This is a genomic window from Algibacter sp. 2305UL17-15, from assembly GCF_040720935.1.
In the GTDB taxonomy this organism is placed as follows: Bacteria; Bacteroidota; Bacteroidia; order Flavobacteriales; family Flavobacteriaceae; genus Jejuia.
In genome coordinates, this window is record NZ_JBFDAE010000001.1 from 17785 (window position 1) to 41703 (window position 23919).

Consider the following 23919-nt stretch of genomic DNA (forward strand, 5'->3'; position numbering starts at 1 on the left):
TATAAAAATGAGTTTAAATTCTTAAAAAAAATATGTAGGTTTGTAGCACTAAAAAAAGAAGCATATTATGTCGTTTTCAGATTTATTCGATAGTGGTTTTAAAAAGCGTAATGAGAGTCATTTTGCTGCAATTGTTCGTGTTGCCATGGATGATGGCATTATTACACCTGAAGAACAAGAGTTTTTGGACAGATTGGCGCAGAGATTGGAGATTGGCGAGGGAGATTTTAAGGCTATTTTAAAGAATTATAAATCGCACCCGATTAATCCGCCAGTATCATATGATAAACGTTTGGAGCGTTTGTACGACCTAGTACGCATGGTATATGTTGACCAAATAAAAGGGGATCCAGAGCACAAACTTTTAAATAAAATTGCTGTTGGACTTGGGTTTCACGCAGTAAACGTAAAATACATCATCGATAAGGCTTTAACCCTTGTAAATAATGGCGCAGATTTAGATAATTTTGTAGATCAAATAAAGAATATGAATAGATAAGAAATATATTGAACCGTCTTAAAATAGAGGGTTTTTATTAACTATAAATGAAACCAGAACATTGATTTGTTCTGGTTTTTTGTTTTGTTAAATGATTTATGTTGAGATAAAAGCTTTTCTAATAGAGACTCCAAAATAGCTTAATACTGCTCCATCCACTTGAAAAATTCGTTATAAACCTTGTCTTTTTCTTGTTTTACGTAGTCTAAAAAAGCTAGAGCTACCGGAGATAAATTCTTTTTCTTTAACCAGATTAATTTCCATTGCGATTCTAAAGGCAATCCTTTTACTGGAATAATTTTCAGCTCATTTTGAGATAATTCGTTCTTAATGCTTAGCAATGAAACTATAGACATCCCGATATCTGCTACTACTGCTTGTTTTATGGCTTCGTTGGTGGTTAATTCTAATTTTATTTTAGGTTGAATTTTCTCCTGCGCAAAAAACTGTTGCATCGTGTAGCGCGTTCCAGAACCTTCTTCTCTATATATTAATGGTATTCTTTTAAAAAGCGATTTGTCTTCAATCTTTTTAATATTCAAACTATGACTTTTTGCTGCTACAAGGTGTAGTCTATTCGCCATAAGTGGTTCTTCATTTAAATCTAAATGTTTCGGAATTACGGTAACCAAAGAAAAATCAACTTCGTTTTGCTCTAAATCTTTAATAACATTGGCCTTGTTTGAAACATCCAACACCAAATCTATTTCTGGATGCTGTTTTAAAAAGCCGTTTAGAAAATACGGCATTACATAATTGCCCGTCGATACAACAGATATTCTCAGTTTACCAGATAACAACCCTTTAAACGTCTGAGTTTTGTAATCAATAGTACTAACCTTATTTAGAATTGACTCAGCTATGTCATAAATCTCGCTCCCAAAATTGGTAACGTAAAGCTGTCTTCCTAAAATCTCGGTCAAAGGAATATCAAATTGATCTTGAAAGTTTTTAAGCTGAATGGATGCGGCAGGTTGTGTCATGTTCAATTCTTCTGCTGCTTTTGTAACACTTTTATTTTGAACGATAACGCTAAATACTTTTAGTTGGTGTAATGTGAAATTCATAAATATTCTTTATGTGTTTGATAACAAATTTAAATAAAAATATATGGATAACTTAAAATACTTTTGCCCCCGAACTTAAAATACTTACCGTATGAATGTAGATGTACTTATTAGCAATTTAACCAACCCTGTTCTGTTATTCTTTATCTTAGGAATATTAGCCACAGCTTTAAAGAGTGATTTAAAAATTCCCGAAAACTCATCAAAATTTATTTCCCTGTATTTACTTTTTGCCATTGGGTTTAAGGGCGGGCAGGAATTGTCGCATAGTGAGTTTAATTCTGAAATTTCATACTCTATTATTTTTGCAATTTTGCTTTCGAGCTTGGTTCCCATTTACACTTTTTTTGCGCTGAAAAAGAAAATTGGTGTTCCTAATGCTGGTGCAATTGCTGCTGCCTATGGTTCGGTAAGTGCCGTTACTTTTGTTACTGCGGTGTCATTTTTAGAGAATCAAGGCATTAGTTTTGGCGGACATATGGTTGCTATCATGGCGATTATGGAGTCTCCTGCAATTATTGTCGGTGTGATTTTAATTATGCTTTACGATGCGGGTAAAAAATCTGAAGAAAAAAAATCTATAGGATCGCTAATAAAACATTCCTTAACTGGCGGAAGCGTGCTGATGCTTATAGGTAGTTTAATCATTGGACTGATTGCCGATGCTACACAAGCCCGAGGTATTGAACCTTTTACTACTGATATCTTCAAAGGCTTCTTGTCCTTATTCCTTTTAGAAATGGGAATGGTAACCGCAAAACGAATTAAGGGCTTCAAAAAATATGGTGTGTTTTTATTTGCCTTCGGAATTATTGTGCCACTTATAAACGGATTAATAGTAGCCTATTTAAGTGGTTTTATTACTGAAAGTGCAGGCAACCGATTATTGTTTGCAATACTTGGTGCTGGCGCGTCTTATATTGCTGTTCCTGCAACCATGAAGCTTGCCGAACCAAGAGCAGATGCAGGGATTTATATCCCAATGGCGTTAGGAATTACGTTTCCCTTTAATATTACATTAGGGATGCCTATTTACTATGCTTTTATTCAAATGATGTAACTACATTTTAATGCTTTTGAAAAGGAAATGTGAATTAAAAACCCCCATCAAATAAATATTTGATGGGGGTTTCATTTTTTTCAGAAAAATTTAATCTAAATCTAATGTGAAAATATCGTCTAAATGAGCAGCACTATCCATCGATACTTTTAAATCTTTAATAATACCGTCGTTTATACCATACACCCAACCGTGAATTTCGAGGCCAGTATCATTTTTCCAAGCACTTTGGACTATAGATGTTTTCGCCAAATCATAAACTTGTGCTTTTACGTTTAACTCTACCAATCTATCAAAGCGTTTTTTCTCGTCTTCAATCTTTCTTAACTCAGTAATATTCTCTTTATAAACCTCCTTAATATTTCTAATCCATTTATTGATAAGCCCTAAAGATTTGTTTTGCATTGCGGCTTGTACACCTCCACAACCATAATGCCCACATACAATTACATGTTTTACTTTTAGATGGTTTACGGCATAATCCAAAACACTCAACATATTCATATCTGTATGCACTACCATATTGGCAATGTTTCTGTGCACAAACATTTCTCCGGGAAGCGTTCCTGTTATTTGATTTGCGGGTACTCTACTATCTGCGCAACCAATCCATAAAACAGGTGGTTTTTGACCTTTTGATAATTCTTCAAAAAACTTTGGATCTTTATCGATTTTTTGTTGGACCCACTCTTTGTTATTTTGTAATAACTGATGATAATATGTGTTTTTCATAATTTTATTTTTTAACGATTAATATTTATCTTTTACATTGTCTTTAACCCATTTCATACACTCATTGAAGGTTTTGAATATATGTTCATTAGGAATAAAATCCGGAATAATGTCAATACGTTCCATCATGTAACGCGGTTGTTTTAATAACCCAACAAATAATACTTCTACACCCCTATTCTTCAGTTCTAGAAGCATATCTTCCATGGCATATAGTCCAGATTGATCCATATATTGCATACGTCCTAATCTTAAAATCACTACTTCTGCCGTATTGGGTATTTGTTGTGTTAGCGCCTGAAAATCACTAGTTGAGCCAAAGAATAGCGGCCCTTTCAAGTGCTTTATAAATACTTCTTCTTTTAAATTTGAAGGAAATGAGCCCTCGTCTGCCCATGCTTCCTCTTTAAGCGCTTTTACATCCGATCGTTCAGCAGTTAAATCTCCAATCTTTTTCATAAACATTAAAGACGCTATCACTAACCCTATTCCAACAGCATAGACTAAGTTCCAGAATGTAGAAAGGAATAGAACAATCAACATAATTAACACTTCAGAACTCATTTTAAATGGTCCTATTTTCATGTCTTTAGGTAATACAGGTATCGCTTTTAAACCTTTATAATCCATGACGCCTATACCAACAGTAATTAATATTCCTGCTAATACGGCCGCTGGAATTTGTGACGCCACAGGCCCTAAGCCTAAAAGAATAATCAATAACATAATACCAGCTATCATTCCCGATAATTTTGTTTTTCCGCCAGAGGTAATATTTACAACCGTTCTAATAGTTGCTCCTGCACCGGGAATGCCTCCAAAAATTGCAGCAATACTATTTCCAATACCTTGACCTACTAATTCCTTATTTGGTTTATGTTTGGTCTTCGTCATATTATCTGCTACAACACTTGTCAATAAGGAATCTATAGCCCCTAATAATGCCAAGGTCAATGCTGTAAAAACATGAGGTGTTATGCTACTTACACTAAAGCTTGTAAAAATCTCCAAATTAGGAACAGGCAGCCCACTTGGAATTTCTTCAATGGGCCTGTAATCTAATCCGAAGCCTACCGCAATACCAGACATAACCACTAATGCAACTAGAGTACTGGGCACAGCTTTGGTAATTCTTTTAAATCCATAAATGATAAAAATAGTTCCTAATGCTAAAATTAACTCCAACCAGTTGATGTTTTGTATAGCTTTCGGAAAGGCCTTTATAGCACCTAACGCACCTGATGCTTCCTTAGCCGCCAAAGTTTGGGACTCCTTTAAAATATCTGCTTGTGTTGTTCCATTTGCCCTATTAATAGTTTCTTTAAAATTTTCAAGCACCAAAATACCTTCTCCAGCTTCCTCTTTTAGTATATTTTCTAAAATAACTTCCTCTGCTTGCGGCTTAAATGTATTCACAAATTCCATATCTTCTTTTGGATAATAACCGAGAGAGGGTAAAATTTGAGTGAGTATAATAATAACCCCTATGGCGGTCATAAAACCGGAAACTACGGGATAAGGAATATATCTAATGTATTTACCTAATCCTAAAACGCCCAAGCCTATTTGCATTAAACCTGCCAATAAGAATACGGTAAGAATAACGGGTAGTGCTTTAGAAATATCACCATCATTAGTAGCGATAATACCTGCAATAACTATCATACTTACAGCAGTCATTGGTGCTGTAGGTCCAGAAATTTGGGTGTTGGTACCTCCAAAAAGAGCCGCAAAAAAACTGATAAAAATAGCGCCGTAAAGTCCGGCTGTGGGACCTAATCCAGAAGACACACCAAACGCTAGTGCTAATGGTAATGCAACAATTCCTGCGGTAATACCACCAAAAGCATCGCCTTTAATATTTGAAAATAAATTTTTCATTTGTTATTTTTATTGTTTATCGGTTGTAAGATGTTACCTCTATGCTAAAAATAATCATTTCTTTTTAAACTGATTATTTTTAAAACTATTGGTTTTTATTCGAAATAAAAAAAGAATTCATTGCCTCCTTCATCAAAAAGAAGCATGAAATTATCTATATATAATCTGGAGGGGGAGAAATCAGATTTAAATGAGGTATGGGATATGTTTTAAAAAAATATCTCAGACTGTTTTCAGAAGCATTAAGTGTTAAATTATCTTCATTGAAGATATCTTCGAAGCAAATAAGGTTTAGGCTTTTACCGTTTTCAGAACCTTTTTCCTCTTCTTCTGTAATTGCATAAAACATTGAGATATCAATGGAGTCGTCAATAACTGTAATAACTGTTGGCGCCGTTACAAACGCCATAAAAATTAGTGCCATTACTATTGAAACTCTTTGTTCCCCCATGGTTTTTCTCATTCAGCTCTAACAAATATAACATTTACAATTTGTTTTGTTAAATCTCTTTTAAAAATTGTTTAGCGCTTTTATGTCTTCGGAAGAAATCCATCCCATTTTTCCATCCGTAAGTTTTATTTTTTTCCAATCATTATAAGTTTCAATAATTTGAACCTTAGTGCCTTCATGTAACCTAAAAGATTCTTCGCTTCTAGTATTAGGATCGGTTTTAACTTTGGCCTCTTGAGCAAATACTATGGCAGGATTGTTTTTTTTATCTATTTCAAATTTATTAAAAGCAAAAGCCAACGTGATGAAAAGCGCAATTAAACAAGTGATGCTTCCAACGAAAGTAATCCGTTTTTTTACAGATGAAAATGAAAAATAATAAAGCAACACCAAAATAACATAACAGAAACCTAATGCCACCGTGATTTTCGCCCAAGTATCAAAATGAAAGGTGTTGGTCATGTTTTTAATCAACTTTGAAAAACCAACTTCTGGCAAATTGTCAATAGCATCTACCGTCATATTATTCGCAAATGCCAAATTGTTTTTGATGTCTTTATCCTTCGGATTTAATTGTAACGCTTTTTCGTAATAATAAATACTTGGTGCTACGTTGTTTAATTTATAATGTGCGTTTGCCAAATTATAATACAACTCTGAAGAATGATTTTCAGTCTCTAAAACAGCCATGTATTTATCTATGGCTTCGGCATATTTGCCTTTGTTATATAACGTGTTCCCTTCATCAAAAAGCGTAGTGTTCTGAGCTTCAATAGTTGAGAAACTTAATAGAATTATTAATATCTGTAAAAACCTTTTCATCTTAACGAGCCTGTTTATCAATTAATGAAATAGTTTTAGCTGCCTTATCATAATCTGCTTGCATGGTTACGTTTGTAATTGGCGTGTAACGTGCCAATTCACAGTTTTCAAAAATGGCAATAAAGTCGTTTATAACAGAACTTTCCACACCTCTTTCCTGTAATAAAGCTTGTATTCTATCTTTGCTCAATTCGCTAGTTTCTATTCTTAATTTAGCTTTGAGATAATTGTGCAATGCTTTTTCTAGGGCTTCATAAAACGCTTCTTTTTTACCTAACTGTTTTTTTGCACCTTTCAAATATTTTCTGGCTAGCCTGTCTGCTTTCCTAATTTTATTGCCAACGATATCCGCATCCATAGACGCCTTTTTTCTTCTGAACACTATGGCCAATGGAATGGCTAAAAAAGGCACTAACAACAAACTCCAGAATAATTTGGATTTAAAAAAGTATTCCCTCTTAATTGGCGAAAAGTCAGTTTTTGTCTTTATAAAAGCAAATTGATTATTGTTTGAAACTACTGCTTGTTTTGTGTTATTTATTGATGAATTATTTGCTTCGGAAGCTGTATTTGTAGGGCCGCCCAATACATTAATCACTATCTCATCGGAAGATAAACGCTTATACGTTTCAGTTTTTAAATCGAAATAAGAAAACGAAATACTTGGCAACGGATATTTCCCTCTATACTGCGGCACAATGGTGTAACTATCAGAAATACTGCCTTGCATGCCTCGAGTGGTAGTACTTACGTTTTCCTCGTGTTCTGGTTCATATACTTCCAAAGAACTCGGAAGGCTTATTTTTGGTAAATTAAAAAGCTTTAAGTTCCCTTTCCCTCTTACTTCAACCTTAGCTTGGAGTGATTCTGAGGCATCCAACTCTGTTTTCGAAGTGCTTACTTTAAAACTAAAATCGCCAACCGCACCCGTAAAATCTGCAGGTTTTCCTTTTTCTGGCAATGGTTTTACATTGATGACTTTATTTTCAGCTGAAACCGTTTTGTTTACTCGTGTCATTAAGCGACCACCAAAAATATCGCGCCTATTTGTTGGCACTTGAACGGCAACATTTAAACTTAAAGGTTCTATGTTTAATTCCCCCGTTCTTTGCGGATATAATACCGTTTTTCTTAACACCAAATACCGGTAATCTTCGCCGTCATAAGTACCGTTTTGAACACGTTGCCCTTTGGTATCTATTGTCTGGCTCCAGAAATCATCATATTTGGGCATATCAATTTCTCGCCAATTGTCAACCCCTGTATTAGGAGCAACATACAATTTGTAAACTACAGTAATGGCTTCGTTTAAATACGGATTTGTATTTGAAACCTCAGCAACCAAATGGATATTATTTGTAGCCACATAATTAGGGTCATTGGGGTCTTTTGGCTTATCGATTGCCGCCGTAACCTCTATTTTTACAGGTGTGGTTTTATAGGTTTCGCCATCTATAACAATAGTAGCTTGACTTATTGTAAAAGTTCCTCTTTTTTTTGGTGCTAAAAAATAACTGTATGTTTTTTTATAAGAACGCACACCGTTAATCCATGAGTTGCTAACGGATTGATTTGGACCACCAATTACTGTAAAACCAGTAAAACTTGGCGGATTGAAATTATCCCCATCTTGGTTCATCTCAAAATCTATTCGTAAACGCTCGTTTACCCCTAGTTTTTTCTTGCTCACTTTTGCCTCGAAAGTTACTTGGGCAAATCCGATACTTGAAACAAGTATGCATAGAACAATTGATATGTGCTGAATAAATCTCATAAAAATTAACGAACAACGATTAACGATTAACGATTTTTGAATTGTTGGCCTTTGATGTTTTGATACTTGCTACGAAAATTGAACAGAATTGCTTGTTTTTAAATAAAAATACTTCTGATCTTCCCATAATTCTTTCTGACTTTTTATTTAGTAAAAAACGATTAATGATTTTTTAAATTATTAGTTTTGGATGTTTTGATACTCTCTACGAAAATTGAAATATGTGCTGTATAAATCCCATAAAAATTAACGAACAACAATTCAAAAATCGTTAATCGTTGTTCGTTACTCCTTTTACCAGTCTTTCTCAGTTTTAATTTTAATTCCTTTTTGTTTTTCAACATTCATTTTTTCTTGAACTTTTTGCTCTTGATTGTTCATGGCCTCTAACAAACTTTTAATTTGCTGAGGAGATAATTGTCCTTGTTGAGGCTGGGGTTGTTTTTTTTCTTCTTTATCCTTGTCTCCTTTGCCCTTATCGTCTTTTTTATCTTCTGGATTTTTCTTTTCATCTTCTTTATCGCCTTCATCCTTTTTATCTTCTTCGTTTTCTTTCTTATCGTCCTTATTTTCGTTGTCTTTATTATCTTCGTTGCCCTTATCCTTGTCGTCTTTGTTTTCTTTATTCTCGTCTTTTTTATCCTCGCTGTTGTCCTTATCCTCCTTGTCATCCTTATTCTTGTCGTCCTTATTTTCGTCTTCCTGCTTTTTAGCGCATTCTTGTGCTAAACCCAAATTGTAACGTGTTTCATCATCAGAAGGATTGTTTCTCAATGCATTTTTATAAGCTTCTACGGCTTCTTTACAGTTGTTGTTTTTCATGAGAATATTTCCCATATTATGAAATGCCTTGTGTTTTTCGGCTTTTGAATTGGACAATTTTGCTGTCTGTTGAAGACGGTATAAGGCTTCTTCATAATTACCACTTTTGTAATATGAGTTTCCTAAATTATATAAGCCTGCAATATTATTTGATTGTTTTGACAATGCTTTTCTGTATTCCATTTCAGCAGAAACGAAATCTTCATCTACCAATTCATTCGCTTCATAAACGTAGTTATTAGCTTTTTTTTCGGCCAATAACCGCTCTTTGTCCTTTTCTTGCGAAAAAGATACTAGCGTGATAAAGAGGATAAAAAAAGTTAGTAATTCTCTCATTTTTTTATTTCTAATTTATAAAACCTATAATTTTTGAGCGTTAAAAAATTTATAAAATAATTCTGTCTTTTAATTTTTTAGATTCCGCCCCTGCCTGCCGGTAGGCAGGTTCTAGGGAATGAGAATTTCTAAATGATGCGTTTAAAAATTCTCATTAAACAAATTCAACTTCTTCAACCAAGCCGTTTTTCGTTCTAACAGTAAAATATCTATAAACAAAAAGAAAATACCGAAACCTAAAAACCATTGAAATTGATCTTTAAAATCTGCAAATTGTTTGGCTTCAAATTCGGTTTTATCCATTTTGTTTAAAATCTCTCTAATGCTTTCTACCACATTGTCTGTAATTTTTCCGTTGATGTAAGCGCCATCGGCTTCTGCAGCTATTCCTTTTAAGGTCTCTTCGTTCAATTTCGTGATAACAGTTTCTCCTTGATTATCCTTTTTATAACTGACTACTACGCCATTTCTTTTTAATGGAATTGGACCGCCTTTTAAATCGCCCACTCCAATTGTAAAAATGCGAATACCTTCTTCATGAGCTTCTTCGGCTAAGGCAATAGCTTCTTCACTATGATCTTCGCCATCTGAAATAATAATCAACACCCGATTGGTTTGCTCTTCATTATCAAAATAGGTTTTAGATAATTTAATGGCTTCGTTTATAGCGGTTCCCTGTGAGGACAACATATCTGTATTCATGTTGTTTAAAAACATTTTTGCCGATGCATAATCTGTGGTTATTGGCAATTGCGGAAATGCTTTTCCTGCATAGGCAATGATCCCAACCCGATCGCTCGCCAAATTATTGATGATTTGAGTCACGAGTTGTTTTGCTTTTTCTAATCTATTTGGCGCAATATCTTCGGCCAGCATGCTTTTTGAGACATCTACTGCAAATACAATATCGACACCTTCGCGCTTTACGGTTTCTAGCTTTGTGCCTATTTTAGGATTTACCAATGCTATTGTAAAGCATAAAAAAGCTAAACAGAGTAAAACTATTTTTAAAGTTGGTTTGAATAATGATTTATCTGGACTTAACTTTTTAAGCAATTGCTTATCGCCAAATTTCTTTTGCGTGTTGTATTTCCAAATTTGGAGCACCAAAAAGAACAGGAGAATTACCGGGATAATTCCCAGCGTCCAAAACCATATTTTTTCATCTAATTGATACATTTTTCAGTTTACAGTTTACAGTCTTCAGTTGGCAGTCTCAACGAATTCTTGATTTTCTAACTCTTTCTCTCTTCTCTTTTTTCTCTATTCTTTGTTCTCTTCTCTTTTTCATACCTACTCCCAACGCTTCGAGATTTGAAACCTTGCTTAAATTATTATTTGAGATTTCCGCCTTCGCGGAAATGACAAAACACTACTTATACAAAACTCCTAAAAATTGTAAATCGCAGCAACAATTCCAAGAGCAATAACATGCCTGCAAGCAATACTAGCGGACGATACTTTTCTTCATAGTTATAAAACTTAAATTCTTCAATTTCCGTTTTTTCCAGTTTGTTTATTTCCTTGTAAATCTCTTCTAGCTTTTCGTTATTGGTCGCTCTAAAATATTTACCTCCTGTGGCGTCTGCTATTTCCTTTAATAGTTCTTCATCTATTTCAACTTGAATTCTGCCGTATTGAAAACGACCTGTTCTAGCATCTATAGCTATTGGAGACAGTGCCATTCCGTTGGTGCCTAAACCGATTGTGTATGTTTTTATGCCATATTCAACCGCTAATTCGCTTGCAGTTCTCGGGTCTATAAAACCAGAATTATTGACGCCATCGGTTAATAAAATTATGACTTTACTCTTCGCCTTACTGTCTTTTAATCGGTTTACAGAGGTCGCTAAACCCATCCCAATCGCAGTTCCGCCTTCAATAATGGTGTTATATTTTATATCTTTTAAAGAACGTAATACAATGGCTTTATCGCTGGTTATTGGGGTTTTGGTGTAGCTTTCTCCAGCGTATTCCACTAAGCCAATTCTATCGTTTGGTCTTCCTTTTATAAATTCTCCAGCTACATCTTTAAGTGCTTCTAGCCTGTTAGGTTTTAAATCTTTTGCCAGCATACTTGCAGAAACGTCTATTGCCATCACAATATCAATGCCACGAGTTGTTTTTGTCCTGGTTGAAACATCTACCGCTTGTGGTCTTGCTAAGGCAGTAATTAACAACCCTAATGCTAGAAGTCTTAATAAAAACAATCCATGTTTCAATTTTGGCAACCATGAATTCGTAATTTTAAACCCTTTTAAACTCGACATTTTAAGTTCGGCAGTTTGTTTTTTATGCTTAAAGATGTACCATACGATTGCAATTGGCAGTAGTAATAGCAACCAAAATAGTTCTTTATTTAAAAACTGAATGCCCTCTAACATTATTCTTCCTCATTTTTAAGTTCAACAGAATTTAAAATGCGCTCTACCATTCGGTCTGCATAATGATCATGCTCTTTCCAGACTAACACTATTTGCTGAAACACATTATCCGAATTAAACAGCAATATGGTGTAATTCCCTTTTTCTTTCTTATCATTTATAATTGTTGGGAAATCTCCTGTGCCATGAACTTTTAAACCCTCGGCTCCATTTGGCGTTGTAAACTTATCGTTTTTAACAATCATGTTTTCTATCCCTTGTTGCTCAATCATTTTAATGCTTTGCTCTGCAATTTGCTCAAGTTCAATTTTGTTCTTGCCCATGTTCTTCACTTTTGTAGTAATCACAACTACATTAAAACCGTCAAGAAGACTCCCATAACCAAACATGGTCATATCCACTTGTTGTTTCGCTTCTTCTGGAATAGGGGGTGGCATTCTCTTTAATACCTTTGGCGTTGAAATTGTAACAGGTGGTACACCGTATTTACTAGTTACCCATTCGCCTTCAAGCAGCTCTTTGCTTTCATGGCCTATAATGGTATCTTTCACATAATCGAACCCGAATTTTATTGAAAAACCTGTGATTGCAACGAGCAGCAAGAACACACTTAATCCAACTGTAATCCAAACTTTTTTGCGTTTTTGTTTGCGCTCTTGTTCTTCACGGTATTGTTCATCGAGCAGCTTTTCTTCTTCAGTTGGTTCTGGTAACACCTCTTTAACATGATCTATTTCGGCATCTATTGTATTTCTATCTAATTCTGCCAAAGCGATATCTGGTGCGGATTTTGCAAATTTTACCAAATCGGCACGTCTCAAAATACGGTCTAAATTCTTTATGGTTTCATCACTTAAATCGATTTGATTGCCTTCTTTTAGCAATTTTAATCTCGAAATCAATTCATCAGTAGTGCTTTCTAAAGCATGGTCGTACACCTTTTCATCTAAATATTTTCTGATGATTAAGGTTAATTCTGAATAGTAATCCTTTAATTGTTCGTGTTTTAAATAATGACTTTCATCTAGTTTTTTAAGTGCCAATTTTGCACGGTCGTAAGGCGGTAATAAGGCGATTTTTTGTTCCTCTGTCAATGGTTTTTGTCGCCAAATAAGCCACCATAAAATAGCTGCAATCACTCCAATAACAAGCAATCCGATTAACACATATTTCCACCAATTGCTGCCTCTTTTTTCAACTTCAATCATTGGCTTTATATCGAATAACCCTTGCTTAGTAGTATCTATGGCAATCGTATTCACTTCAACTTTTAAAGAATCCGTAAAAACCGTTTTATCTCCAATAATAATTTGTTGCCTTGGTATGGTGTATGATCCCGAATCGAATTGCGTTAGCCCATATTTTTTTATCAAGCTGAATTTATCTTTCTTTTTAATGGTATCTATGGCGTAAGATTCAATCATTTCCATAGGCGTAAACGTTTGCCCTTCTGGAAAAACCACCAAATTTGTAGAATCTGTTTCAACTTGGATTTTATAGGTGATTTGCTCTCCAATTTTTATGGATGTTGAATCAATTGATGCTGTAACTTGGGAAAAGGAGAGGAAAGAAGAAAGACAAAAGAGAAAAGACAAAATGACCGAAGACGGAAGACCGAAGACGGAAAACAGGCTGCCGAAAACGGAAGTTCTTTTATTTATAAATCTAAAATCGTTAATCATAAATCGTTAATCTCTTAGCTTCTTCTTTTAAAATATCCTAATAATTTTTTTACGTAACTTTCGTCCACGCGACAATTCATTGTTCCTGCGCCCGAGCGTGAAAAACTTTCTTTATAATAGGTTACTTTGTCATTATAAAATTTAGCGTAATTGCGGCGTACTTTTTTTGAAGTGGTATTTACCAACATTAATTCTCCTGTTTCTTCATCTTGCATTTGTACCACACCAAGGTTAGGAATTTCCTCTTCCCGCTTATCGTAAACTCGTATGCCAGTTACATCATGTTTTCCAGATACTATTTTCATGGTGTGTTGGTAATCGTCTGTCATAAAATCTGAAAGCACAAAAACAATGGCTTTTTTCTTCATAACGTTCTGCATGAATTTTAAAGCTTGGGCTAAATCGGTTTGTTTGCTTAGGGGTTTGAACTCAATCAATTCTCGAATAATTCGCAATACGTGAGAACGTCCTTTTTTAGGTGGAATATAAAGTTCTATCTGGTCTGAAAATAAAATCAGTCCGATTTTATCATTATTTTGAGTTGCTGAAAATGCAAGAGTTGCAGCAATTTCGGTAACTACTTCATTTTTAAATTGTTGTACTGTACCAAATAATTCCGAACCCGAAATATCCACCATTAGCATCATGGTCAATTCGCGCTCTTCTTCAAATACTTTTACGTAAGGTTCGCTATAACGGGCTGTAACGTTCCAGTCGATAGTTCTTACGTCATCCCCAAATTGATACTGGCGCACTTCACTAAACGTCATACCACGCCCTTTAAAGGTAGAATGGTATTCTCCTCCAAAAATATGATCAGACAAGCGGCGTGTCTTGATCTCTATTTTACGTACTTTTTTTAGTAATTCTTTAGTATCCATAGCCCCCTAACCCCCAAATGGGGGAATTGATTGCGGTTAAGTGTTAATTTGAAATTGATGTTTTAAACATATTTTTATTTCGCCCCTTTGGTTACGCACGAGTGAGTGTTCCCCCTCATGGGGGTTAGGGGGCTTTTTTATGGTACCTCAATTTCGTTTACAATCTTGTTGATGATGTCTTCGGAAGTTACATTTTCTGCTTCAGCTTCATATGTAATACCTATTCTGTGGCGCAACACATCATAAACAACGGCACGAACATCTTCAGGAATAACATATCCACGACGCTTGATAAATGCATAACATTTGGCCGCCGTGGCTAAATTGATACTTCCACGAGGAGATGCTCCAAAAGAAATCAATGGTTTTAAATCAGTAAGTCTATATTTCTCTGGATATCGCGTAGCAAAAATGATATCCAGTATGTATTTTTCAATTTTTTCATCCATGTAAACATCCTTAATAGCTTCTTGCGCCGCCAAAATTTGTTTTACAGAAACAACGGGGTTTACTTTATCCCAAGCACCATTCATATTGGCTCTCATAATTAATTGTTCCTCGTCAATTTTTGGATAATCGATGACTGTTTTTAGCATAAAACGATCCACCTGAGCTTCTGGCAAAGGATAAGTTCCTTCTTGCTCCACAGGGTTTTGCGTTGCCATTACTAAAAATGGTTTATCAAGTATAAAGGTTGCATCGCCAATGGTCACTTGTTTTTCCTGCATGGCTTCCAGTAATGCCGATTGTACTTTTGCTGGTGCTCTGTTAATTTCATCTGCCAATACAAAGTTGGCGAAGATTGGTCCTTTTTTAATGGAGAAATCATTCAACTTCATGTTATAAATCAAAGTTCCCGTTACATCGGCAGGTAATAAATCTGGTGTAAACTGAATACGACTAAAACTTCCGTCAACCGCTTGCGCCAAAGTATTAATGGCTAAGGTTTTTGCTAAACCTGGCACACCTTCCAGAAGTATGTGTCCGCGACCTAGAAGGCCTATTAGTAAACGCTCAATCATGTGTTTTTGACCCACGATTACTTTGTTCATTTCAAACGTTAGTAAATCAACAAAAGCACTCTCCTTTTCAATTTTCTCGTTTATCGACTTAATATCAATTGTACTTGTTTCTTCCATCATTTTTATATTTTACTGCTCGAATATACAACTCAATTTTTGAGGATTGCAAATTGTTAAAATTTTTATTTGAAACCTGTTAAAAATTGGTTAAAAAATTCAGTAAAGTGCCATGTTTTCTAACTTTAACCAATAATTATGATAAGATCTTCTTAATTTGAAAATAGGCGTGAATAAATTCTGATGAAATCTGAATCAAATATTATTGAAAAACATGCCTTTTTAGGTATTTTTAATGTAAAATTAAAAACGAATTTTAAACAACCTAAAAGAGAAAATTCGAAAAGGGAAATTGAATTGCTATAAAGCGTATTCCGTTTCGAGTGTGGAATGACAAATATGATTAACAAACGCCTTCTCATAAAACACCTTTTAGCTCATAACGATGAGAACAGTTTCTATGATAAGAAACGAAAAATAGATATTGGGCAAAAAGAAGGAAAGGCGAAGTTTTTAAAGCATATTTGTGCGCTCTCTAACAGTAACCCAAAAAACAACTCTTACATTGTTATTGGTGTTGAAGATGAAGATAATGCTATAATTGGTGTTGATTTTTTTGATGACAGTAAAATTCAAAACCTTATTAATGCGTACTTGACACATCCGCCAATTGTGCAATACGAGAATATTCCGTTTCCACATTTACCAGACGATAAAGTCGTTGGGCTAGTAACTATTAGAGCCATTGGAAAACTGACGTCGCTTAGAAAAAACATCTGGAAATATTATGGCGGCTCAGTGTTTTTTAGAGACGGCAGTATTAGCATGCCCAAAGTTTTTGAAAGCGATATTAAAGATGTGAATTCTAAAATTGTCGCTGCCATTGAAAACAATTCCCAAAACAATATTGAGCATACGCTTAATGGTGTTATGGATTTTATGAATAGCCGTAAAGACTTTAATGCGCAATACAAGGTTTTTAAGGAATATTTTGTGGTATGTTGGGCAGGACAAAAGAAAACGGTAAAAAAAGAGGTCTTTTATTCTAGGGTTGACATTGAATTGATCAATGAACAAGTGCGTTTATTTTTTTCTGCTTTAGACGAAGTATCTATCACCATTACCGATGATAGTTTTAAAATTATTGAATACGTAAACCTAGGTTTTAAGAAAAGCTTTAAATATTATCCGTTAGAAGAAACCATTATTAATTTTCATGATAATGCTAATTATAATATTGAAAAAAAGCTACTTTTTGAGCCTCCGCAGTTTAACAAAAAAACATTGCACCATATTTACAATACGAACAATGCCATTCTTGAAAAATTAAAAAAGGGATTAACGCTGACAAATAATGAATTGGTAGATTTAAACAATTTGCCATCAACGTACTTGATATGCTACCTCAACGATTTCCCGGAAGCTCTAGATAGCCTACTAAAAGCTAAACCTTATTTAAAGCATTACAATGAAGATGTTTATGTTTTGTATAAAGAAGCACTTCGTATTTTAAGGAAGGTGAGGTATAATTAACATTTGTTAATAAGTTTAACATTAAGTTAACATTGGGCTATTTTCATTTTGAAAAAAAATATTACATTTGCACCGCTATTAATCATTTAAGAAAACCTTGATGCCCCAAATCGTAAAGAATAGGCTCAGGGTTTTTTTATGTCTTTACTTTAAACAAAATCCAACTGATTAAAGGACTTGTTCAGTACTTTTTTATCATCTACCTCTAGCCATTTATCTAAAACAGTAGCGTAAATAGTTCTAAAATCTATCTCGAATTTTAAATCTCCATTATCATCTAAATCGCTAAGGCTTGCCATATTGTTATATAAGCCTTGTTTTTTAAGATTTTCGCCAATGACGAACACATTATTTGCAGTTCCGTGGTCCGTACCTGCACTCGCGTTTTGTTTTACACGACGCCCAAATTCTGAAAAGGTTAAAATTAACGTGTCTTTAAAGCTGTCGTTATTTTTTAAATCTTGTACAAATGCTTCTATACCATTTGCATATTGACCTAATAAGCGGTTTTGGGTATTGAGCTGATTTACGTGCGTATCGAAACCGCCCAAAGAGGTATAAAACACTTTGGTTTGCAATCCCGAATTGATAAACTGCGCCGTGGTTTTTAGCTGTTTCCCGAATTTATTATTTGGATATTCTTGCGAGCTGGTAACCGTTTTACTGGTTTCGAATATATATTTAGCTGAAGATTCGGCAGCAATCATGGATTTGTACAAGTAGCCCAAATTATGTTCGCTTAAATGCGCATCGTTTTGATGGTTATGAATATTTTTGAAATAGGGGTCTTTTGATAAATTATAAAACGTTCTAGCATTTTGAGTAGCAATAGCATTCGTGTTTTCGCCTTTCATGGCTAAGGATAAGCTCTCGTCTATTTCGATAGCACTATAAGGTTTTTTTCCGTAGTTATCTAAATAACGACCAACCCATCCACTTTGGGAAAACTCGTTAGAATCGGTAGCGGTTTGCCAAATATCCATAGATCTAAAATGAGATCTTACTGGGTTTGGGTACCCTACATTATTTATGATGGACAAATAACCCTTATCGTAAAGTTTTTGTAACGGTTCAAGGCTAGAATGTAAGCCAACCTCATCGTTTAATTTAATGATATCGTTTTTGGCAATGCTTAACGTAGGTCGCTCTTTGTAATACAAATCGTTTCTGTAGGGAATAACGGTGTTTAATCCATCATTGCCTCCAGATAATTGTATAATTACCAAACGCTTGTAGCCTAATTTGCTGCTTGCCACTTGCTCAAAAGCCCTTATAAAACTAGGGACCATAAATAAGCTACTAGCTAACGACGACTGTTTTAAAAATTTTCTTCTGTCCATAATTAACACATTTGATATTCTGGTAACGACATGAGTTGGATGCAATGTTCTCGTTTTGATACTTTCTCTAAAGATTGTAGATATACTTTTGCACTTTCGTTAATTTCACAAGCCAACAAGTGATTTTGAAACTCATTCATTTCAACATTTTTGAATTGATTATTGAAATATTTCCAGTTCACTTCTGTTTTATAAAACTTACCATAACTTTTCTTGAATGCCTCCTTTTTAGTTGTCATTAGAGCATCATCTTGCCCCTGTTTTACTTTAGAAATATAGGCGTTATTAAGCAATAGAGATGGTAACTTTAAACGTAAAACAATGGTGTTGCTATCTATCCAGTTTCTACCACCTTTCCAACCGGCAACATTTGGCGGGTCTAATAAAGTTTGCCCCAACAATTTTTGAAGGTATAGCAACTGTTTAGGGTTTTTGAATTTAGTGGGGACTAACGTTTTAATTCCTACTAAAAACTCTATGGGCGATTTTATTTTTGTGCCTCTATTTTTTTCATCGTAAAACCAATCTGAGGTTAGTACAAACCGCATCAGGTTTTCAATGTTATAATCTTTGTAAAACACATTTGCCATGGCATTAACATGTTTTTCATGTATGTCATCATTTACAAAATAGCGGTATAGTTTTCCGCAGATATAGGTTGCACATTGTTTTTGCTCTAAAATAATGTCGATGATATCTTCTCCAGAGAAATTACCTGTTTTCCCAAAGAATGTTTTATCGCTTTCATCATGCTGGCGTTTTCTAAACACGAATTCGCCTTGTAAATTATGGCTATAACCTGTAAAAGCTTTAGCACTTTCTTTAATGTCTTCTTCGGAATAATGCCCAACCCCTAACGTGAACAATTCCATCAATTCGCGTGCAAAATTCTCATTGGGCTTTTGCTTTCTATTTTGTTTGGTATTTAAATATTTTGTCATGGCAGCTTCCTTTGAAACGGCATTTACAAAATCTTTAAAATTCCCCAAAGCATGTTTTCGAAGCGTATTGTTAAATTGCTGAATGTAGGTAATGCTATTATCTTCACACACAAAATGATTGGCCCAAAAGAGTGTCATTTTCTCTCTTAAAACTTCAGGGGAATTGGTAAGTCTGTCTATCCACGCTACATTAAGTTCAATTTGCTTTTTACGACTTATCTTTTGAATTTTTCGGCGCGTTTCAGGGTCGAGTTTAGAATTCATCATCATGCTACCACTAAAAATATCTTTTATTTCTGAAGTATCAACCTCAAGTGGTGTTATAGTTTTAGAAGACTTAAAAAGGTTATTGACAACCTCCTTTTTGCTCTTTTTGGATAGCTTATTGAGTTCCGTGGGTAAAATTCCAAAACCGATACGTCTGTATAGATGTTGAATGTATATAGATTTCATAGAGCGATATTATTAAGACATAAAACCAATTAAATAATGGTGTGGTAAATTCTTAGACTTGAATTTGTTGAAATGGTTTAATTGGAATATTGAAGATACAAAAAAGACGTTTCAACTTTGAAATGGGTTTTAAACATTTTATACTAAGCTACGACTTATAAATCAAACTTAATCCCCTGTGCCAAAGGCAACTCCGTAGTATAATTAATCGTATTCGTCTGCCTTCGCATATACACTTTCCAAGCATCAGAACCAGATTCTCGTCCGCCACCAGTTTCTTTTTCACCGCCAAAAGCACCGCCAATTTCAGCACCTGAAGTTCCAATATTAACATTGGCAATGCCACAATCTGAACCCTGAACAGATAAGAAACGTTCTGCCTCTCGTAAATTATTTGTCATAATTGCTGAACTTAATCCTTGAGCTACTTCATTTTGAATAGCAATAGCATTTTCAACGCCTCCAGAATATTTTAATAAGTATAAAACAGGAGCAAAGGTTTCATGTTGCACTATTTTAAAATGAGGTTTTGCTTCTGCAATGGCGGGTTTTACATAGCATCCGCTTTCATAACCTTTACCGGAAAGCACACCGCCTTCAACACTAATTTTTCCGCCTTGTTCTACAACTTTTTCTAAAGCCTTTTTATACATGTTAACAGCATCAGTATCTATTAAAGGACCAACGTGATTGTTTTCATCTAATGGATTTCCAATTCTAAGTTGTTTATAGGCATCAACAAGAGCATGTTTTACTTTATCATAAATCGAGTCATGAATGATTAATCTTCGCGTAGAAGTACAACGTTGTCCTGCGGTACCAACTGCTCCAAAAACAGCACCAATTACGGTCATTTTCATATCAGCATCCGGTGTTACAATAATCGCATTATTTCCACCCAATTCTAAAAGTGATTTCCCTAAGCGTGCTGCAACTTCTTTTGCAACAATTTTTCCCATTCTGGTGGAGCCTGTAGCCGAAATTAATGGAATTCGTGTGTCTTTCGTCATAAATTCGCCGACTTTATAATCGCCATTTATTAAACATGAAATGCCTTCGGGCAGATTGTTTTCAGCAAATACTTCAGCAGCTATATTTTGACAAGCGACACCACACAGAGGTGTTTTTTCAGAAGGTTTCCATACACACACATCGCCACAAACCCATGCCAAAGCGGTATTCCACGCCCAAACGGCAACTGGAAAATTAAATGCTGAAATTATCCCAACCACACCAAGAGGATGGTATTGCTCGTACATGCGATGTCCTGGTCTTTCAGAATGCATGGTCAACCCATGAAGCTGCCTTGATAATCCTACCGCAAAATCACAGATATCAATCATTTCTTGAACTTCGCCCAGTCCTTCTTGGTAACTTTTTCCCATTTCATAGGACACCAATTTGCCTAAAGCTTCCTTTTTTTCCCGCAATTTTTCCCCAAACTGGCGCACTATTTCTCCGCGTTGGGGCGCTGGCATCGTTCTCCAAGTTTTAAATGCAGAAGTTGTCGCTTGCATTACTTTCTCGTAATCTTCTTTTGAAGTCACTTTTACTTTACCAATTAATTGACCGTCAACAGGAGAAAAAGATTCAATTATTTCGCCACTAGAAAAATTATTTGAGCCTGTAGAAGTGCCTTCATTTACAGCTTTTACACCTAATTGTTTTAGGGCGTCATTTATTCCGAAATCTACAGAGATTGCTCCCATATATATTTAAATTTTATGAATTATTAAATTTTTACGTGAATATACTAATTATTGTACGGCTATGGAAGCTCAAAAATCAATACTATATCTAAATAAAAAAGCCAAAATTCTAAATTTAGAATTTTGGCTTTTAGTTATATAAAGAAGATTGTCTTATTCAATCATAATCTTTTTAGTGAAATATTGTTTGCCTTCTACAAACGCTTTCATAAAGTAAGTTCCTGCAGGCAGTTTTGAGACATTAATACGCTCTACATCTCCAATAGATTTTTTAACCAACTTTCCTGTAATATCAAAAATATATGCTTTAGTGACAACGTAAGGCCCTGAAATATTTATATAATCTGAAGTTGGATTAGGAAATACTGTAACACTTTGAGTATCTGCCATTGGCGTACTAAGTGTAATACCAGTTACTTGACTAGACCAATCATCTAAAAATATCTCACCATCATCCCTACCCAATTGTAACCTAACCTCTATGGATTCAGTATTTTTATTGGTTATTTGCGATGTATTATAAGTATGACTGTATTGACTATAACTACTGCCAGTTGTAAACGCATTTCCATTAAATGTCTGGTTAGTATCATCTGTATAAAATACTTTAAGCTGGAATCTTATTCTGTTATTATTATTTGACTTAGCATATACACTTAATGTAATATCGCCACCAAAAAAATTATCATAATAAGTGGTATTGGTTACTCTTACTTTACCATAACCATTTCCATCAACAACATCTACTTTTAAAGCCACATTTCCTGTTCTTACATCAGAAGGATCTGCACTAGCTATAGAAGCATCCGATGTAGAGTCAACCTTTAATGGCCAATCTAAATCGTACCAACACTCGTGACCTGCATTGTATATGATATCATTACTCCCAGTTGGTTCAGCACATCCAAAACTAGCTTGAATATTAGAACCCGTAGCAGCATTCATATTATCATACAAGTACTTGTTTTCTGCAATATGTCCTGAATTATTAACTCTATGAGTAACACCTGCATTACTTCTATAAGAAAATAAAGCATTTCTTAACTGTGTAACCAGAGCAGGATTAGCACCACTAATATCGGTTGTTTCTCCTGGGTCTGTAGCTACATTATACAATTCAAAAACATTATTATATTTAAATTCCAATAGTTTGTAATCGCCTTGTCTTATTCCTGCCATGCTCACATTTGCAGTTCCTGAACTGGCGAAGTTAAAATCCCAGATAATTGGATTTGTTCTGCTCCAAGCAGGGTTGCCTCCCGTTGCCAACAATAAATCTTCAAAGCTTTCACCATCTAAATGCTGAGCTGGTAATAATTGAACGCCAGCCATTTCTAACATGGTTGGAAAAAAATCTGTACCAACTACTGGCTCATCTTCAACAATACCTGTTCTATAATCTGGACCGTAAACTATTAACGGTAATTTAATACCACCTTCGTATAACCATGTTTTACCACCACGTAAAGGTCTGTTTGATGTTGGCAACTCTCTGTTACCTCCAATTTCGGTAGTTGATAATCCTCCGTTATCTGATGTTAATATAATAACCGTATTGTTTGCAATACCTTCGGCAACTAAATTTGCTCTCAAAGCACCAAGACTCTCATCAATACTTTTTACCATGGCTGCATAAGTTGCATTGTCCTGGTGTAATTTTGTTTTTGCAGTTAAATCGTTTTCAAATTCTGGACCTGTGTACCCATCATTATCTGCTATGTTTTGAAAATAACTCACATCAGCAGTTTTAGCCTCTAAAGGTGTGTGCACACCATAATGAGACACCATTGCTAAAAATGGTTGTGTGGGGTTATTAAGCACATGATCATCAATAAACGCATTAGTTTCGTCTGTAATTCTATCAGTTAAATATTCGCCAGTTGTTCCGCCAGTACTTAAATCGGGCAAGACATCTCCCCCGTCAGAATATGGATACCAGTATGTTGGAGGTGCTCCAAAATCGGCACCAGCAATATTGATATCAAAACCAAAACTATCTGGGTAGTGATTTGCGTCATGTCCTAAATGCCATTTTCCGATAAAAAATGTTTTATAACCTTCATCATTTAAAGCTTGAGCAAATGTGGTTTCGGAGTAACCATCAGGATTGTTATCCGCAGGCAAATACATCCCTCCAGAAACTGATGGTCTAGATTCAAATTTTCCTGTCATAATTGAGGTCCTTGAAGCAGCACAACGTGGGGCAGCTTCATAACCATTTGTAAAACGAATTCCGTCTGCCGCCAATTGATCAATATTGGGCGTTTCGTAAAAATTAGAGCCGTAACATTCTAGGTCATAATATCCTAAATCATCAACCACAAAAAATATGATATTTGGTGAGGTAGATGTTGTAACTTGTGAAAATGATGCAGATGCAATCATTAACATAGCTATGGTAAAAATTTTTCTATATAATTTCATGTGTTGGATTTTTATATCTGCAATAAGCGAAAAAATGATCCAGTATCAA

19 protein-coding genes are annotated in these 23919 nt (G+C 34.8%); 3 read left to right on the forward strand and 16 right to left on the reverse strand.

What is annotated here, in order from left to right; translation table 11 throughout:
* Positions 1-67 precede the first annotated feature (67 nt).
* Positions 68-499: a TerB family tellurite resistance protein gene (locus tag ABXQ82_RS00060; protein WP_367053266.1), complete on the forward strand. Its 432-nt coding sequence runs from the start codon at positions 68-70 to the stop codon at positions 497-499.
* A 140-nt stretch (positions 500-639) separates the two neighbouring features.
* Here ABXQ82_RS00060 and ABXQ82_RS00065 read toward each other — a convergent pair whose 3' ends face one another.
* The gene (locus ABXQ82_RS00065; RefSeq protein WP_367053268.1) at positions 640-1566 is read right to left on the reverse strand and encodes a LysR family transcriptional regulator; all 927 of its coding nucleotides are present in this window, start codon (positions 1564-1566) and stop codon (positions 640-642) included.
* Positions 1567-1657: 91 nt separating this feature from the next.
* Between ABXQ82_RS00065 and ABXQ82_RS00070 the strand changes: the two genes are divergently transcribed.
* The gene (locus tag ABXQ82_RS00070) at positions 1658-2626 is read left to right on the forward strand and encodes a sodium-dependent bicarbonate transport family permease (protein ID WP_367053270.1); all 969 of its coding nucleotides are present in this window, start codon (positions 1658-1660) and stop codon (positions 2624-2626) included.
* Between the two features lie 90 nt (positions 2627-2716).
* On the opposite strand, the gene can is transcribed toward ABXQ82_RS00070, so the two are convergent.
* The 11 genes from can to ABXQ82_RS00125 all read right to left on the reverse strand — a co-directional run bounded on the left by can (position 2717) and on the right by ABXQ82_RS00125 (position 15530).
* The gene (gene can, locus ABXQ82_RS00075) at positions 2717-3358 is read right to left on the reverse strand and encodes a carbonate dehydratase (RefSeq protein ID WP_367053272.1); all 642 of its coding nucleotides are present in this window, start codon (positions 3356-3358) and stop codon (positions 2717-2719) included.
* Between the two features lie 18 nt (positions 3359-3376).
* Complete coding sequence (locus ABXQ82_RS00080) at positions 3377-5239, reverse strand: SulP family inorganic anion transporter (protein ID WP_367053274.1); 1863 nt, start codon at positions 5237-5239, stop codon at positions 3377-3379.
* Positions 5240-5393: 154 nt separating this feature from the next.
* A complete protein-coding gene (locus ABXQ82_RS00085) occupies positions 5394-5690 on the reverse strand; it encodes a hypothetical protein (protein WP_367053276.1) in 297 nt (98 codons plus the stop codon).
* 60 nt (positions 5691-5750) lie between these two features.
* Positions 5751-6512: a tetratricopeptide repeat protein gene (locus ABXQ82_RS00090; RefSeq protein WP_367053278.1), complete on the reverse strand. Its 762-nt coding sequence runs from the start codon at positions 6510-6512 to the stop codon at positions 5751-5753.
* A gap of 1 nt (position 6513) precedes the next feature.
* On the reverse strand, positions 6514-8286 hold the full coding sequence (locus ABXQ82_RS00095) for a BatD family protein (protein WP_367053279.1): 1773 nt from the start codon (positions 8284-8286) through the stop codon (positions 6514-6516).
* Between the two features lie 294 nt (positions 8287-8580).
* Positions 8581-9444, reverse strand: a complete 864-nt coding sequence (locus ABXQ82_RS00100; RefSeq protein WP_367053281.1) for a tetratricopeptide repeat protein — start codon at positions 9442-9444, stop codon at positions 8581-8583.
* A 141-nt stretch (positions 9445-9585) separates the two neighbouring features.
* Positions 9586-10623 (reverse strand): VWA domain-containing protein, encoded by a 1038-nt coding sequence (locus tag ABXQ82_RS00105; RefSeq protein WP_367053283.1) that lies wholly within the window; start codon positions 10621-10623, stop codon positions 9586-9588.
* 197 nt (positions 10624-10820) lie between these two features.
* Positions 10821-11828 carry a VWA domain-containing protein gene (locus tag ABXQ82_RS00110; RefSeq protein ID WP_367053285.1) on the reverse strand — a complete coding sequence of 336 codons (1008 nt, stop codon included), beginning with the start codon at positions 11826-11828 and terminating at the stop codon, positions 10821-10823.
* The gene (locus tag ABXQ82_RS00115) at positions 11828-13510 is read right to left on the reverse strand and encodes a BatD family protein (RefSeq protein WP_367053286.1); all 1683 of its coding nucleotides are present in this window, start codon (positions 13508-13510) and stop codon (positions 11828-11830) included. The genes ABXQ82_RS00110 and ABXQ82_RS00115 overlap by 1 nt, the downstream gene beginning before the upstream one ends.
* A 14-nt stretch (positions 13511-13524) precedes the next feature.
* Entirely contained in the window at positions 13525-14391 is an 867-nt protein-coding gene (locus ABXQ82_RS00120) for a DUF58 domain-containing protein (protein WP_367053288.1), read from the reverse strand.
* A gap of 137 nt (positions 14392-14528) precedes the next feature.
* Positions 14529-15530 carry a MoxR family ATPase gene (locus tag ABXQ82_RS00125; protein WP_367054014.1) on the reverse strand — a complete coding sequence of 334 codons (1002 nt, stop codon included), beginning with the start codon at positions 15528-15530 and terminating at the stop codon, positions 14529-14531.
* Positions 15531-15869: 339 nt separating this feature from the next.
* Here ABXQ82_RS00125 and ABXQ82_RS00130 point away from each other — a divergent pair, with 339 nt between their 5' ends.
* On the forward strand, positions 15870-17003 hold the full coding sequence (locus ABXQ82_RS00130) for an ATP-binding protein (RefSeq protein WP_367053290.1): 1134 nt from the start codon (positions 15870-15872) through the stop codon (positions 17001-17003).
* 149 nt (positions 17004-17152) lie between these two features.
* Here ABXQ82_RS00130 and ABXQ82_RS00135 read toward each other — a convergent pair whose 3' ends face one another.
* The 4 genes from ABXQ82_RS00135 to ABXQ82_RS00150 all read right to left on the reverse strand — a co-directional run bounded on the left by ABXQ82_RS00135 (position 17153) and on the right by ABXQ82_RS00150 (position 23870).
* On the reverse strand, positions 17153-18343 hold the full coding sequence (locus ABXQ82_RS00135) for a DUF1501 domain-containing protein (RefSeq protein WP_367053292.1): 1191 nt from the start codon (positions 18341-18343) through the stop codon (positions 17153-17155).
* Between the two features lie 2 nt (positions 18344-18345).
* The gene (locus ABXQ82_RS00140) at positions 18346-19737 is read right to left on the reverse strand and encodes a DUF1800 domain-containing protein (protein ID WP_367053294.1); all 1392 of its coding nucleotides are present in this window, start codon (positions 19735-19737) and stop codon (positions 18346-18348) included.
* A gap of 155 nt (positions 19738-19892) precedes the next feature.
* On the reverse strand, positions 19893-21446 hold the full coding sequence (locus ABXQ82_RS00145) for an aldehyde dehydrogenase family protein (RefSeq protein ID WP_367053296.1): 1554 nt from the start codon (positions 21444-21446) through the stop codon (positions 19893-19895).
* Between the two features lie 153 nt (positions 21447-21599).
* Positions 21600-23870, reverse strand: a complete 2271-nt coding sequence (locus tag ABXQ82_RS00150; protein ID WP_367053298.1) for a sulfatase-like hydrolase/transferase — start codon at positions 23868-23870, stop codon at positions 21600-21602.
* Positions 23871-23919 lie beyond the last annotated feature (49 nt).